The organism is Nocardioides sp. Z35_8 (assembly GCF_059621125.1).
In genome coordinates this window covers 480578-494836 of record NZ_JCAQIE010000001.1, presented here as the reverse complement: position 1 = coordinate 494836, position 14259 = coordinate 480578, and the positions used below count along the sequence as shown (strand labels likewise).

At 72.8% G+C, this 14259-nt stretch carries 13 protein-coding genes; 7 read left to right on the top strand and 6 right to left on the bottom strand.

Translation table 11 applies throughout. From position 1 onward, the window contains the following. Positions 1 to 47: 47 nt before the first annotated feature. From AC54T2_RS02380 to pyrE, 3 genes are all read left to right on the top strand, one after another. A complete protein-coding gene (locus tag AC54T2_RS02380; RefSeq protein ID WP_496665418.1) occupies positions 48 to 1367 on the top strand; it encodes a TolB-like translocation protein in 1320 nt (439 codons plus the stop codon). Between the two features lie 80 nt (positions 1368 to 1447). Then, entirely contained in the window at positions 1448 to 2593 is a 1146-nt protein-coding gene (locus AC54T2_RS02375; RefSeq protein ID WP_496665417.1) for a hypothetical protein, read from the top strand. 90 nt (positions 2594 to 2683) lie between these two features. Next, on the top strand, positions 2684 to 3226 hold the full coding sequence (gene pyrE / locus AC54T2_RS02370) for an orotate phosphoribosyltransferase (protein ID WP_186339337.1): 543 nt from the start codon (positions 2684 to 2686) through the stop codon (positions 3224 to 3226). Between the two features lie 31 nt (positions 3227 to 3257). Here pyrE and AC54T2_RS02365 read toward each other — a convergent pair whose 3' ends face one another. Beyond that, positions 3258 to 4040, bottom strand: coding sequence for a DedA family protein (locus tag AC54T2_RS02365; protein ID WP_241005230.1), 783 nt, complete (start codon positions 4038 to 4040; stop codon positions 3258 to 3260). Positions 4041 to 4149: 109 nt separating this feature from the next. Between AC54T2_RS02365 and AC54T2_RS02360 the strand changes: the two genes are divergently transcribed. After that, complete coding sequence (locus tag AC54T2_RS02360) at positions 4150 to 4806, top strand: TrmH family RNA methyltransferase (RefSeq protein ID WP_496666251.1); 657 nt, start codon at positions 4150 to 4152, stop codon at positions 4804 to 4806. A gap of 272 nt (positions 4807 to 5078) precedes the next feature. Next, complete coding sequence (gene fbaA, locus AC54T2_RS02355) at positions 5079 to 6113, top strand: class II fructose-bisphosphate aldolase (RefSeq protein WP_496665416.1); 1035 nt, start codon at positions 5079 to 5081, stop codon at positions 6111 to 6113. Between the two features lie 67 nt (positions 6114 to 6180). Here fbaA and AC54T2_RS02350 read toward each other — a convergent pair whose 3' ends face one another. The 4 genes from AC54T2_RS02350 to lysS all read right to left on the bottom strand — a co-directional run bounded on the left by AC54T2_RS02350 (position 6181) and on the right by lysS (position 10589). Further along, on the bottom strand, positions 6181 to 6954 hold the full coding sequence (locus AC54T2_RS02350) for an HAD family hydrolase (RefSeq protein WP_496665415.1): 774 nt from the start codon (positions 6952 to 6954) through the stop codon (positions 6181 to 6183). 10 nt (positions 6955 to 6964) lie between these two features. Next, positions 6965 to 7387: a DUF3151 domain-containing protein gene (locus AC54T2_RS02345; protein WP_186339334.1), complete on the bottom strand. Its 423-nt coding sequence runs from the start codon at positions 7385 to 7387 to the stop codon at positions 6965 to 6967. Positions 7388 to 7600: 213 nt separating this feature from the next. Then, on the bottom strand, positions 7601 to 8647 hold the full coding sequence (locus tag AC54T2_RS02340) for a hypothetical protein (protein WP_496665414.1): 1047 nt from the start codon (positions 8645 to 8647) through the stop codon (positions 7601 to 7603). A 202-nt stretch (positions 8648 to 8849) separates the two neighbouring features. Then, positions 8850 to 10589 (bottom strand): lysine--tRNA ligase, encoded by a 1740-nt coding sequence (gene lysS, locus AC54T2_RS02335; RefSeq protein ID WP_496665413.1) that lies wholly within the window; start codon positions 10587 to 10589, stop codon positions 8850 to 8852. Positions 10590 to 10944: 355 nt separating this feature from the next. Between lysS and AC54T2_RS02330 the strand changes: the two genes are divergently transcribed. Then, a complete protein-coding gene (locus AC54T2_RS02330; RefSeq protein ID WP_186339331.1) occupies positions 10945 to 11934 on the top strand; it encodes a helix-turn-helix transcriptional regulator in 990 nt (329 codons plus the stop codon). A 10-nt stretch (positions 11935 to 11944) separates the two neighbouring features. Here AC54T2_RS02330 and AC54T2_RS02325 read toward each other — a convergent pair whose 3' ends face one another. Next, positions 11945 to 12859, bottom strand: a complete 915-nt coding sequence (locus AC54T2_RS02325; protein ID WP_186339330.1) for a diacylglycerol/lipid kinase family protein — start codon at positions 12857 to 12859, stop codon at positions 11945 to 11947. A gap of 108 nt (positions 12860 to 12967) precedes the next feature. Here AC54T2_RS02325 and AC54T2_RS02320 point away from each other — a divergent pair, with 108 nt between their 5' ends. Further along, positions 12968 to 14251, top strand: coding sequence for an adenylosuccinate synthase (locus AC54T2_RS02320; protein ID WP_186339329.1), 1284 nt, complete (start codon positions 12968 to 12970; stop codon positions 14249 to 14251). The last annotated feature ends 8 nt before the right edge of the window (positions 14252 to 14259 follow it).

Sequence of the window (14259 nt, the reverse complement as noted above, 5' to 3'; positions counted from 1 at the left end):
TCCGCGGCCGCGCAGGTGGGATGGGTCGACCAGACCCGAGGAGACACATGCGCATCCGACTGGCGGCCGTGGCCGCCCCACTGATCCTCGCGGCGGGGACGCTCACCCTGCCGCTGACGTCGCTGACGGCCGCGCACGCCGCGGTCCCGGGCGGCACCATCGCCTTCGTGCGCGACGCCAACATCTGGCTCGTCCGCGCCGACGGCACCGGCCTGCACCAGGTGACCCGCGACGGCACCGCCGACCACCCCTACGTGTCGCCGACCATGTCCGACGCGGGCGTCCTCGCCGCAGGGAAGGGCACCGAGATCCTGCGCCTGCAGCAGAACGGCGTGGTCCTCAACCGCATCGACCCGCCCGCCATGCTCAACTCGGTGGGCGCGCCCGTCGACGGGCCGCCGGTCGACGTCGCGATCTCCCCCGACGGCACCAGGATCGCCTACACGATGGCCAGCTACACCTGCCCGATCGGGGTCTCCTGCGGAGCCCGCACGGTGACCGGGGTGACGGCCGCCACCGGGCTCACCGGCCCGGAGATGACGTCGTACGAGCGGGAGCCGTCGTGGGTCAGCAACAGCCGACTCATGGTCCATGGCGGCTACGGGTCCCAGGTCAAGCTGCAGGACCAGGCCGGCGGCAGCCAGCACTGGTTCGACGACGGTGACATCTTCTCGTCGAGCACCGACCTCGGCGACGCCGCGCTCAGCCGCGACGGCACGCACCTGGCGGCCATCCGCAGCTACGGTCCCGACACCGAGATGATCTGGTACGCCGTCACCGGCGACCCGCGCACCGGCGCCATCGCCACGCTCCCGGACCCGACGCCCCGCTGCTCGGGAGCGCCCGGCGCGAGCCCCACCGACGCCCAGCTCCACGACCCGAGCTGGTCCCCCGACGGGGCCGCGTTCGCCGTCGGCGCCACCGAGGGGATCTGGGTGGTGACCCCCGCGCCCACGTGCGAGGCGAGCGGCATGAGCCTGATCGGTCCCGGCTCGGAGCCGTCGTGGTCGCCGGCCGCGATCGACCCGCCGCCGCTGCCCACCACGACCCCGCCCCCGACCCAGCCGCCCCCGCCGCCGCCCTCGGAGGGCGCAACGGGATCGTTCCGGCTGAAGGCCAAGCCCGTGCTCCAGGGCAAGGCCCGGGTGGGCAGGAGGCTCACGGCCACTGCCGGCACCTGGTCGCCCAAGCCCGCGAAGGTCCGCTACACCTGGCTCCGCAACGGCCGGGTGATCAAGGGGGCGACCAAGAAGACCTACCGGGTGGTGCGACGCGACCGGGGGACCCGGATCGCGATCAAGGTGACCGTCAGGGGCCCCGGCCTCGAGGCGGCCTCCGCGAAGTCGTCCGCGAGGCGAGTGCGGTGACCGCCGCGCACGACAGCACGACCGCACCGCCCCGTTGCGGCGCCACCCCACCCGTTCCATCCACGACAGCAGGAGGACCCATGACCGTCCGCAGCACCGTGAAGGCCGTGCTGGCCATGACCGCGTCGGCCGCGCTCGCCGGCAGCGTACTCGCCGCGCCCCCGGCGAGCGCCGCCACCGCGCCCGAGACCACGCTCGTGACCTACACGTGGTCCCACACGGCCCACCTGGCGGACTTCACCTTCCACTCCTCCGACCCTGCGGCGACCTTCGAGTGCAGCCTGACCGCACCGACCGAGCCGGCCTCGTGGACGGCGTGCACCTATCCCCGGAGCATCCAGTACGCCGACCTCGCCGTGGGTGACTACCTGTTCCGCGTCCGGGCCGTGGGCTCGGGGGGTGTCGACCCCACCCCGGCCTCACGCCAGTTCAACATCGGCGTCGACGACGTCCACCCCGTGACCACGCTGGCCACCACCGCGCGGACGACCTCTCGCGACGCCGTCTTCACCTTCGCCTCCTCCGAGCCCGGCACCTTCGAGTGCCGTCTCCGGACCAACAACCGGGGCTCCGACTACTACGAGCCGTGCAGCTCGCCCGTCGTCTACTCGGGCCTCGCCGACGCCCAGTACGAGTTCACGGTGCGTGCCATCGACCTGCACGGCGAGTACGACCGCAGGGGAGCCCAGCACACCTGGCTGCTGGACGCGACGCCGCCCGAGACGTCGTTCTCGGCCGGCACGATCGACGGCTCGGACGCCTCCTTCGGCTTCGGCAGCCCAGAGGGCTTGAGCCAGTGCGCGCTGACCGGTCCCTCCCAGGCCCACGACTGGCGCGCCTGCACCTCTCCGACGAAGTACGCCGGGCTCACGCCCGGCACCTACACGTGGCAGGTGCGCGCCCACGACCGCCACGGCAACGCCGATGCGACCCCCGGCACGCAGACCTGGCAGGTGGCCCCGACGACGGGGAAGGTGAGGGGCGCACGCACGGTCCGCCGCGGGGCCGTCGCGACGTTCAAGCTGTCCTCGCCCCACGCCGGTGCCCGGTTCTCCTGCAAGCTCGACAAGGGCGCCTGGACGTCGTGCAAGAAGACCCACCGGGTGCGCACGGGCAAGCTCAAGGCGTCGGCGCGCGGGACCAAGCACGTGCTCCTGGTCCGGGCCACGGTGGCCGGTGTCACCGACCCCACGCCGGTGCGGAAGGTGTTCCGCGTCCGCCGGTGACCACGGGACACCCAGACCCGCAGGCTCCCCCCGACCCCCGGGGGGGAGCCTGCGCTCGGACGACGACGACCCTTTGCGAGGATGCGACCCATGAACCCGGACGCGACCCCCGACGCCGCCCTCGCCGCCGACATCGACGCGGCCTGCCGCCTCACCGGGCAGTTCACCCTCCGCTCGGGGCAGGTGGCCGACACCTACTTCGACAAGTACCTCTTCGAGGCCCAGCCGGCCCTCCTCGAGCGGGTGGCCGCGCGGGTCGCCGACCTGCTGCCGGAGGGCACCGAGCTCCTCGGCGGCCTCGAGCTCGGCGGCATCCCCATCGCCACGATGGTGTCGGCCAGGACCGGCCTGCCGGCGCTGTTCGTGCGCAAGCAGGCCAAGGAGTACGGCACGGCCAAGCTCGCCGAGGGCCCGGACGTCGCCGGTCGCCGGGTGACGATCATCGAGGACGTGATCACGACCGGAGGCGCGGTCCGCGACGCCACCCACGCGCTGCGCGAGCTCGGCGCGGTCGTGGAGGTCGTCGTCTGCGCGATCGACCGCTCGCCTGCGGGGGAGAACCCCCTGGCCGACGTCGGGCTCGAGGTCCGGTCGGTGCTGACCCGCGCCGACCTCGACGCCGCCCGCGGCTGACGCCGTCCGACCGTCCCCGCCGGGAGGGTGGTCAGTCGAGGTCGCGGCCGGTGATGTCGCGGTCGGGCCCGCCGTCCTGCGGGCCGATCTCGGCACCGGGGGCGTTGGTGCGCTTGTGGCGCCACCATTCGTAGGCGACCGGGACCAGCGAGAACGCCAGGATCGCGATGATCAGCTTGTCGATGCTCTCGCCGAGCGCCGGGAACGCGTCGCCGAGGAAGAACCCGAGCAGGCAGATCGACACGACCCACAGGACAGCGCCGACGAGGCTCCACACGAAGAAGCGGCCCCGGTCCATCCGCGTCACGCCGGCCACGACGGTGATGTAGGTGCGCACGAAGGGCACGAAGCGGCCGATGACCAGGGCCTTGTTGCCGTGGCGGTCGAAGAACGCGGTCGTCTGGTCGAAGTACTTGCGCTTGATGATCCGGCCGTCGCGCTCGTAGAGCGGGGGACCGATGGCGCGGCCGATCTCGTAGCCCACCACGTTGCCGAGGAAGGCCGCGAGGGTCAGGGCGAGCACGGCGATGAGCAGCTCGACGCCCGTACCACCCGGGAACAGGTCGAGCTGGCCGGTGGCGATGAAGAGGCCGAGGGCGAACAGGAGCGTGTCGCCGGGCAGGATCGGGAAGAACAGCCCGCACTCGACGAAGACGATCAGCAGGCTGATCCAGAACAGCGCGGTGCCGAAGCGCTCGAGCAGCCAGTTGGGGTCCATCCAGTCGATGCCGAGCAGCATCGGCTGGACGCCCGCGGACAGGTCCCAGGACGACCCCGAGGACAGGATGGACTGCAGGTCCCACAACGCGCTCACCCGCGTCACCCTAGCCACGGGGTCCGCGGCCTCCGGCTTCGGCGTCGCTGCCTAGGGTGCTGCCATGCAGGACGAGGACCGGGCGCACGAGCGGGCGCCGTACGACCCGATGCCGCACGGTCCGCCCGAGGTCGGGGTGGGTCCGTGGGAGGGGCCGTGGCCCGAGGGGGAGCAGTGGGACCCCGACCTGCTCCGCGACGGCGATCGCCGCAACGTGGTCGACCGCTACCGCTACTGGACCCTCGAGGCGATCGTCGCCGACCTCGACACCCGGCGTCACGACTTCCACGTCGCCATCGAGAACTGGCAGCACGACTTCAACATCGGCACGATCGTGCGCACCGCCAACGCGTTCCTCGCCGCCGAGGTCCACATCGTCGGCAACCGTCGCTGGAACCGGCGCGGTGCGATGGTGACCGACCGCTACCAGCACGTGCGGCACCACCCCGACGCGGGGAGCCTCGCGGCCTACCTGCACTCCCTCCCCGCCGAGCGCGGCGGACCGGTGCGGCTGCTGGGCATCGACAACCTGCCGGGCTCGCTCCACCTCGAGACGATGGAGCTGCCCCGACGGGTGTGCTTCCTGTTCGGCCAGGAGGGGCCGGGGCTGTCCGAGGCGGCGCGCGAGGTGTGCGACGGCACCTTCTCCATCGCCCAGTTCGGCTCGACCCGCTCGATCAACGCCAGCGCGGCCGCCGCCATCGCGATGCACAGCTGGGTGCGGGAGTACGCCGACCTCGCCGGCGACGACGCCTGGCGCGGGTGACCCGCCGGCCGCCGGGTCGGGCGCGGTGGGGCGGACCCGGGCCCGGGATGTCCCCACGACACCCCGGACCCGTCCCCTCCCAAGGTCTGGCGAGCCGGTCCGGCGTCAAACCTAGGTCGGGGCCGCGGCCGCCGACCAGTCCCCGTGGGGGTGGAGCCGATCGGCCCGGGCCGGTCGTCACGAGGTGAGACGACCGGTCGGCCCGGATCGGACTCGCGGGTAGCCACTAGGGTTGGAGAGGCCTGCCTGACCGCTTCAGAGGAGATCTCCAGATGCCCATCGCCACGCCCGAGGTGTACGCCCAGATGCTGGATGCCGCGAAGGAGAGGTCCTTCGCCTACCCGGCCATCAACGTCTCGTCCTCGCAGACGCTCAACGCCGCGCTCAAGGGCTTCGCCGACGCCGGCTCCGACGGCATCATCCAGGTCTCGACCGGCGGCGCGGAGTACCTCTCCGGCCCGTCGGTCAAGGACATGGTCACCGGCTCGGTGGCGCTCGCCGCCTACGCCGCCGAGGTCGCGAAGAACTACCCGGTCAACATCGCGCTGCACACCGACCACTGCCCCGAGGGCAAGCTCGACGGCTTCGTCCGCCCGCTGCTCGACATCTCCGCCGAGCGCGTCGCCCGCGGCGAGGCGCCGCTGTTCCAGTCGCACATGTGGGACGGCTCCGCGGTGCCGCTGGAGGACAACCTCCGGATCGCCGAGGAGCTGCTCGCCAAGTGCGCGGCGGCCCACATCATCCTCGAGATCGAGGTCGGCGTCGTCGGCGGCGAGGAGGACGGCGTCGCCAACGAGATCAACGACCAGCTCTACACCACGCCCGAGGACGCCATCGCCACGATCAAGGCCCTCGGCTCCGGCGAGCGGGGCCGCTACCTGACCGCGCTGACCTTCGGCAACGTGCACGGCGTCTACAAGCCCGGCAACGTCAAGCTGCGCCCGGAGATCCTCAAGTCCGCCCAGGAGGCCGCCGCGTCCGAGCTCGGCCTCGGGGCCGACGCCCGCCCGTTCGACCTGGTCTTCCACGGCGGCTCGGGCTCGACCGCGCAGGAGATCAGCGACGCCGTGGACTTCGGCGTGGTGAAGATGAACGTCGACACCGACACCCAGTACGCCTTCACCCGCCCCGTGGCCGCGCACATGTTCAGCAACTACGACGGCGTGCTCAAGGTCGACGGCGAGGTCGGCAACAAGAAGGCCTACGACCCCCGCGCCTGGGGCAAGGCCGCCGAGGCCGGGATGGCCGCGCGCGTCGTCGAGGCCTGCGAGAACCTCCGCTCCGCCGGGACGTCGCTCGGCCGCTGAGCACCACCCCGCCCGCCGGCACGTCGTACGCCCGACGCGCCGGCGGGCGGTCGTGCGTCCACCCGGCTCAGCCGGCGTCGGCCCCGAGCATCCGCAGGACGTCGTCGGCGCACAGGCGTGGCACCGGGGCGACGAGGGCGTCGACCTGCGCGGCGAGCGTCCCTGACCCCGTGTCCGCGGCCTTCAGGGCACGCACCCGGTCGGCGCGCTCGGTGCCCGGTGCTCCCGGCATGAACCACACGCACCGCAGGCCGGCGCGGACCGCCGACTCCACGCCCACCGGTGAGTCCTCGATGGCGACCACCCGGGAGGCCGGCAGCCCCATCTCGTGCAGCGTGAGGACGTAGACGAGGGGGTCGGGCTTGCCCCGGGGGAGGTCGATGGCCGAGGTGCGGACCGGGATCGCCTCGCGCAGCCCGAGCACCTCGAGCGCCGCGTCGATGAACGGCAGCGCCGACGACGACGCCACGGCGAGCCGAATGCCGCGCCGATGCAGCGCGTGGGCCAGCTCGACGGCCTCCGGGATCGGGACGGGGGCGGCGGCGACGTCGGCGCAGACCCAGTCGATCACCGCCTGGACGACCTGACGGGTCTCGCCGGCGTCGAGCGCCGCATCGAGTCCGAGGTCGGCCAGGGTCGCGGCGACGGTGTCGGGCACCCGGCCGCCCTGGAACCGTGCCATGTCCTCCGGGCGGAGGTCGTGGGTGCCGTGGCCGTGCGCCTCGAGCACCTGCGCGAGGCCGAGTGAGAACCCGCGCGCCCACGAGGGCTCGGAGTCGATGAGGGTGCCGTCGAGGTCGAAGACCACGCCCGGCGGGTCGGTCAGCCGGCCCGTGGCCACGACCTCGCCCTCAGAGGAGCTCGTCGGCCGCTGCCGGGCTGGAGTCGCGGAGGAACGTCGCGCAGCGCTCCCACTCCTCGGTCTCGCCGATGGCGCGCGCGGCCAGGGCGAGGAGGGCGAGGGAGCGGAGGAACCCGCGGTTGGGCTCGTGCTCCCACGGCACCGGCCCGTGGCCCTTCCAGCCGTTGCGGCGCAGCTGGTCGAGCGAGCGGTGGTAGCCGACGCGGGCGTAGGCGTAGACCGTGACGTCGTCGGCGCCGGCGTCGCGGGCCTGCTGGGCCAGGGCGGCCCACGCGGTCGGCGACGCCGGGTGACGGCGTACGACGGCCGCCGGGGCGTCGCCGCCCGCGAGCTCGGCGTCGGCGGGGTCGGCGGGGAGGTGGGTGGGCGGGGGACCGGCCATCAGGTCGCCGCCGAAGGGTCCGGAGGTCATGGGGCAACCCTAGGACCGCCCCCGCCCCCGCCCGGGCGGGGCCTCTGCCTCGGGCTGGCCCTCGCCCTCGCCCTCGCCCAGGCTTCCCCCTCGGGCAGGCTTCCCCCTCGGGCAGGCTTCCCCCTTGGCTCAAGCGGGCTCGTCCCCGCTCAACACGTCGGATCCGACGTGTCCAGCGGGGACGCGGGTGTCCCAGCGGTGCCGGGCGCGCGGTCAGGCCGCGTGGCTCGCCGTGGTCCACAGGGCACCGTCGCGCCGCCGGGGGTGGTCGTCGGCAAACCGGCGCAGGTGGGGCGGGAGCTCCCGGCCGAACCGCGCCTCGGTGACGGCGTACTCCCGCCGGAGCCTGGCAAGCGCGCGGTCGCGCTGGCCGAAGCAGTCCGCCCACACGATGCTGGACACGCCGAGGCCCTCCGCGCTGATCGCGACCTGTCGCGCCCTCTCCTTCCACAGCACCTGCTCGGCGGGTTGTGTCGCGACGCCGCCCCGCTCGACCGGGACGAGCTTGAGCATGCCGTGGCACTCGAAGATGTGGCGTCCTACCCGGATGTCGCACCAGACGACTCGCCCGTCGGCCAGCCCGATGGCGAACTGCGTCTCGACCTCACCGATCTCGAGCTCGCGGACCAGCTGGCGGCCGAGGGTCTCCAGGACGCTCTCCGCCCCTGCGTCAGAGGCGGCGACGGCCGCACGGGCGCGCGCGATGTGGGGGTGGTTGCCCATCCGCGCGAGCTCTGCCGCCAGATCGGCGAGCGGCACGCCCTTCCCGCGGACCGCGTCGACGGCAACCAGTCCCGGCAGGAAGCCGTGCAGCCGGCCGATGTCGACGGCGGTGCGGGCGTACGACGTCACCAGCAGGCCGTCCACCACCTCGACGCACAGCGGCAGGAGGTCGCGGTGCCGGACGATCCCGCTGTTGGTGCGGTTGCCGCGCGCGCCCGTGTGGGTGAGGTGGGTGGCGGGGATCGGCGGCGCGAGCGTGTCGATCTCGAGGAAACGCGCCGCGGAGTCGTGGCTCAGGACCGCCTGCCGGCGCGCAACGAGCAGCGCCGCCCGGTCCTTGAACATCCAGCGCAGCCGCTGGTCTGCGTCCTCGACCAGCAGCCTCTCGCAGTAGACGCCGGTCCGGACCGCGATCCACGGACCGTCGGGACGGACGGCCGCGTCGATCTCACGCCGGGTGTAGCCCGCCCGGAGCGCCTGCTGGCGGGTGAACAGCCCGTCCTGACGTCGGGCACGTGCTCGCAACGAATCTCGCATGCGCTGACGATGGGCCGGCGCGACCGCTCACGCCACCGCCCCGGGCCGTGCCTGTGGACGGGCGGCCGAACGCGTCACCTGTGGAGGGCGTACGTCCTGGTGCCGGCACTCAGCATGCCTGGTCCCCGCTAGGACACCCGGATCCGTGGGGTTGAGCGGGGAAGTCACCGCTCGAGCCGTGCCGGCAACCGGCGCACGCGAGTCAGGCGCCGAGCAGCTGCCGCACCTTGGCGGGGCCGAGGGCGAGGACGAGGGTGGGCAGGCGGGGGCCGCGGTCGGCGTCGACCAGGAGGTTGTAGAGGAGGCGGAAGAAGTCCTTCTGGTCGGCCTTGACCTGGTCGGTGGGGGCGTCGTCGAAGCCCAGGCCCCGGGCGACCTTGGGCACGCCGTAGACCACCGAGGTGACCGCCTCGAGGTCGCCGTCGTCGGGCAGCCGGTCGAGGAAGATCCGCAGCCACAGCTGCTCGTCCTCGGTCAGCGAGCCGAGGCGCTCGGTGTCGGGCGTCTCGCGGACGGTGGTGCGCTCGTCGGCGGGCACGTGCTCGCGCGTCCACTGCATGGCCTTGGTCAGCCGGGGCTCGAGGTCGGCGACCGACTCGTGCGGGTAGCCCGACGACTCGACGATCCGGGAGATCAGCTCGGCCGACCCGGCGGTGACGTCGGCGACCGAGGACAGGGTGCGGAAGGGGACCACGACGGCGGGGGTGGGCAGGCGCCCGGCGGACGCCGTCTCGGAGGCGCGGTGCCACGCCAGGGTCGCGACGTCGGCCTTGGCGGGGTCGGCGGCCTTGCGGCCGAGCGCGTCCCACTCGTCGTAGAGCCGGACGACGGACGCGCCGAAGTCGATGTCGAAGGCCTGCGTCGGCGCGCGGCGGACGTAGAGCCAGCGCAGCATCGGTGCCTCGAGGATGCGCAGCGCGTCGGTCGCGGTCGGCACGCCACCGGCCGACGACGACATCTTCTGCACTCCGGCGAAGCCGACGAACGCGTAGATCACCCGGGCCGGCGCCCGCCAGTCGAAGATGGAGGACACGAGCTCCGTGCCGACGGTGTAGGACGAGCCGGGCGTCATGTGGTCGCGGCCGGCGGGCTCGAAGTCGACCTTCTCGAACGCCCAGCGCATCGGCCAGTCGACCTTCCACACCAGCTTGCCGTCGGTGTCGGTGGACAGGTCGGTCGTGCCCTCGAAGCCGCAGGAGGAGCAGGAGTAGGACAGCGTCGTGGTGGCGTCGTCGTAGGCCGTCGTGGTGACGGTGTCGCGCCCGCACTGGCGGCAGTAGGGGCGGTAGGGGAAGCGGGCGATCACCTCGGAGTCGGAGCCGGAGTCGGAGCCCGAGTCGGCACCGGCCGGCTCGCTGTCCTCGTTGGCGACGGAGTCGGCGAGGTCGGCGGCCTCCTGTGCGGTGGCGTCCTCGCCGGCGGTGACCTTCTTGGTGCGGTGCCGGGCGAGCACCGCCTCGATCTCGTCGCGGCGCGAGACCGCCTCCAGGACCTGCTCGCGGTAGGCGCCGGAGGTGTACATCTGCGTCTGGGAGATCTCCTCCATCTCGACCCCGAGGTCGCGCAGCGCCGCCTGCAACGGTGCCTTGAAGTGCGCGGCCCAGCTGTCGTGGCACTCCCACGGGTCGGGCACCGAGGTCAGCGGCCGGCCGATGTGGTCGGCCCACTCCGCAGGCACACCGGCCGGCACCTTGCGGAACCGGTCGAAGTCGTCCCACGAGTGCAGGTGGCGCACCGGGACGCCGCGACGCCTCAGCTCCTCGGCGACGAAGTGCGGGGTGATGAACTCGCGGAGGTTGCCCAGGTGGATGGGCCCGCTGGGGGAGGCGCCGGACGCCACGGTCACCAGGTTGCCCTCGCCGGCGTGGCGTACGGCGTCGTCCGCCGCACGCGTCACCCAGTCGACCGGTTCGCCGCCGCCTTGACGTCCACTTCGTGCCATGTGGCAAGGCTATCGGTGGCACGGCGGGGCCACCGACGCGCGCCACTCGGCGGCCGTCGGGCGACGCCGACGCGGCCTCTCGAGGACCCCGTCGTACGTCTGGCGCGCGCGAGCCGATGGGGCCCCCTCGTCCGCGAAAGGGCAACGGGACGGCCACCAGTAGTCGACGCAACATCCACAGATCGTCCACAAGGCGGGCATCGGTGGGCGCCGGAGCCGTCCCCCGTGGCGGCTCCGACGCCTTGCTCCGAGGAGCGGTGCGGCCGCACACCCCCGCGGCGGCCAGCGTGTCAAGTATGTGTTGGCCGGTCCGTGCCACGCGGGTCCAAACTGCCGTTGGCACTAAACTGCCACCATGCCCGGTGACCCGTCCTCCGTCCTCGTCGCGCTCGGTCTCGAGCGTCGTGCCGAGCAGCTCTACTTCCGGGTGGCGCCGGTCTCCGGTCACACGGTCGCCGGTGTCGCGCAGGTGGTGCAGGCGCGGCCCGACCAGCTGTTGCGCGACCTCGCCCCGCTCATCGAGCGCGGTCTCGTCGTGGTGGCCGACGACCGCGTCGTCGTGCCGTCCCTCGCGGAGGCGGTCTCCGAGCTGGTGCTGCGCGAGGCGCGAACGGCCGCGTCGTCGGCCGGCAAGCTGGCCGAGCTCTCCCTCGCGGTGCCCCACCTCGTCGCCGCCGCCGCCCGTCCTGAGCGGCACCACGTCTCCGACGTCCAGCCGCTCGACGGCGAGCTCAGCTCCGGCGGCGACCCGTTCGAGCTCCTGCAGGTCATGATGCGCACCAGCCGCGGCGACATGCTGTGGCTGCGGCCGGACGCCTGGGCGATGCCGCGCGAGTCGAGGGTCAGCGAGATGCTCGGCGAGGCGATGTCCACGGGGCGTCGCTCCCGCGCGATCTACCCGGCGCGCGCCCTGACCGAGGCACCCGACGCCCTCCGGGTGCGCGCGTCCCTGGGCGAGCAGGTGCGGATCCTCTCGGAGGTGCCCACGCGGATGTTCATCTTCGGCGACACCCATGCGGTGCTCCCCGAGCCGATCGGCTTCACCGACGATCCGCGGGTGCACGTCCGGCAGCGCTCGATCGTCGCCGCGCTGACCATGTGGTTCGAGTCGCTGTGGGCCCGCGCCGCCCCGATGCGCGAGGTCGAGGCGGGCAAGGTGAGTCCGGACGGGCGGCAGTTCCTGCTGGAGCAGCTGATGGCCGGCTCGACCGACGAGGTGATCGCCCGCAAGCTCGGCATCGGCCTGCGCACCGTCCGCCGTCGCGTCGCCGCCCTGATGACCGAGCTCGGCGTGGACACTCGCTTCCAGGCGGGGGTCGAGGCGGTGCGGCGGGGCTGGCTCTGAGCCGCCGGCGTCAGCGGGGCAGGATCATCGTGTAGGCGCCACGCTCGAGGCGCCAGCTGCGGGTGCGCTCCGGGCCGGAGATCTCCCCGTCGGCCGAGAGCCAGAACTCGTCGCCGCTGACCTTGACCGACTTGCCCCGCAGGGTGAGCACGTCGTCGCGCTCGTCGTGCTCGCCCTTGCGCAGCCGCAGGACGTAGCCCAGCTTGGCGCTCGGTCCGACCGCGCGGCTGACCATCACGTCGAGGAGGCCGTCCTCGGTGTCGGCGTCGGGGTTGACGTCGGTGCCACCGCCGACCTTGGCGCCGTTGCCGATGGCGACCATCAGCACGGGCCGGTCGACGTCGTTGACGACCTCTCCGTCGACCTCGACGTGCAGGCGCCAGGCGGGTGGGTCGAACGCCGAGAGCAGCGCCCCGATGGGGTAGCCGAGCTTGCCGAGGTTGGCCTTGCCCACCCCGACGGCGCCCAGCCGCGACTTCCACTTGTGGCCCTTGCGGCTGGCCTGCGCGCCGACGCCGACGTGCACGTTGTTGACCACGACGTTGCCGGTCTCGTCGACGATGAGGTCGACCGGGCGGGGCTCCCCGGAGAGCACCAGGCGCGCCGCGTCCTCGATGTCGAGCGGGATGTCGTTGCCGCGGGCGAAGTCGTTGCCGGTGCCCATCGGCAGCAGGGCGAGGGTCGCCTGGTCGAGCTCACGGCGCTTGTGGAGCGCGGTCACGACCGCGTGGAGGCTGCCGTCGCCGCCGGCCACCACGACCGTACGTCCGCCCGCACGGTGGAGCACGCCGTCGAGCTCGCCGGGGTTGGAGGTCTTGGCGACCTCGACCGACGCCTTGTCCCGCAGGGCGTCGAGGGCCTGTGCCAGCCGCGCCTCGTCGGAGGTGCCGGCCTCGGCGTTCGTGATGACGAGAAGGGATCGCACGACCGGACCCTAGCCGAGGGGTGCGGTAGCGTGGCGTCGCAAGAGCCCCGGCGCCTTGTGCCGGGGCTCGGTGCATTCCAGTGATGCCGAAGACAGAGGAGGGCTGAGATGCCCGCGATCGTCGTGCTCGGCGCCCAGTGGGGCGACGAGGGCAAGGGGAAGGCCACCGACCTGCTGGCCACCACGGACCCGATCGACTTCGTGGTCCGCACCAGCGGCGGTCACAACGCCGGCCACACCATCGTGATCGACGGCGAGAAGTACGCCACCCACCTGCTGCCCAGCGGCATCCTCACGCCCGGGGCCACCTCGGTCATCGCCAACGGCGTGGTGGTCTCGCCGGAGGCGCTCTTCCGCGAGCTCGACGGACTGCTCGACCGCGGGGTCGAGGTCGCCGACCTCAAGGTCAGCGCCAACGCCCACGTCATCGCGAGCTACCACGCCACCATCGACAAGGTGACCGAGCGGTTCCTCGGCAAGAACCAGATCGGCACCACCGGGCGCGGCATCGGACCCGCCTACGCCGACAAGATCAACCGCGTCGGCATCCGCATCGCCGACCTCTTCGACGAGAAGATCCTGCGGGAGAAGATCGAGGCCGCGCTCGACGTGCGCAACCACCTCCTCACCAAGGTCTACAACCGTCGCGCGATCGAGGTCGACGCCGTCGTCGAGGAGCTGCTCTCCTACGCCGACCGGCTCCGGCCGATGGTGTGCGACACCTCGCTGCTGCTCAACCAGGCGCTCGACGCCGGCCAGACGGTGCTCTTCGAGGGCGCCCAGGCCACGATGCTCGACGTCGACCACGGCACCTACCCGTTCGTCACCTCGTCCAACCCGGTCGCCGGTGGCGTGTGCGTCGGCGCCGGCATCGGCCCCACCCGCATCGACCGGGTGATCGGCGTGATCAAGGCCTACACGACCCGCGTCGGCTCCGGCCCCTTCCCGACCGAGCTCTTCGACGAGGACGGCATCCAGCTCCAGACCCTCGGTGGCGAGATCGGCGTCTCCACCGGTCGCACCCGCCGCTGCGGCTGGTACGACGCGGTCGTCGCGCGCTACGCCAGCCGGGTCAACGGCCTCACCGAGTTCTTCCTCACCAAGCTCGACATCCTCGGCTCGTGGGACCGGATCCCGGTCTGCGTGGCCTACGAGGTCGACGGTGAGCGCGTCGAGGAGATGCCGATGACGCAGACCGAGTTCCACCACGCGAAGCCGGTCTACGAGTTCTTCGACGGCTGGAACAGCGACATCTCCGGCTGCCGCTCCTTCGACGAGCTGCCCGCCAACGCGCAGCGCTACGTCGAGGCGCTCGAGGAGATCTCCGGCGCGAGGATCTGGGGCGTCGGGGTGGGTCCGGGTCGCGAGCAGACCCTGGTCGTGCACGGCTGACCCGACGC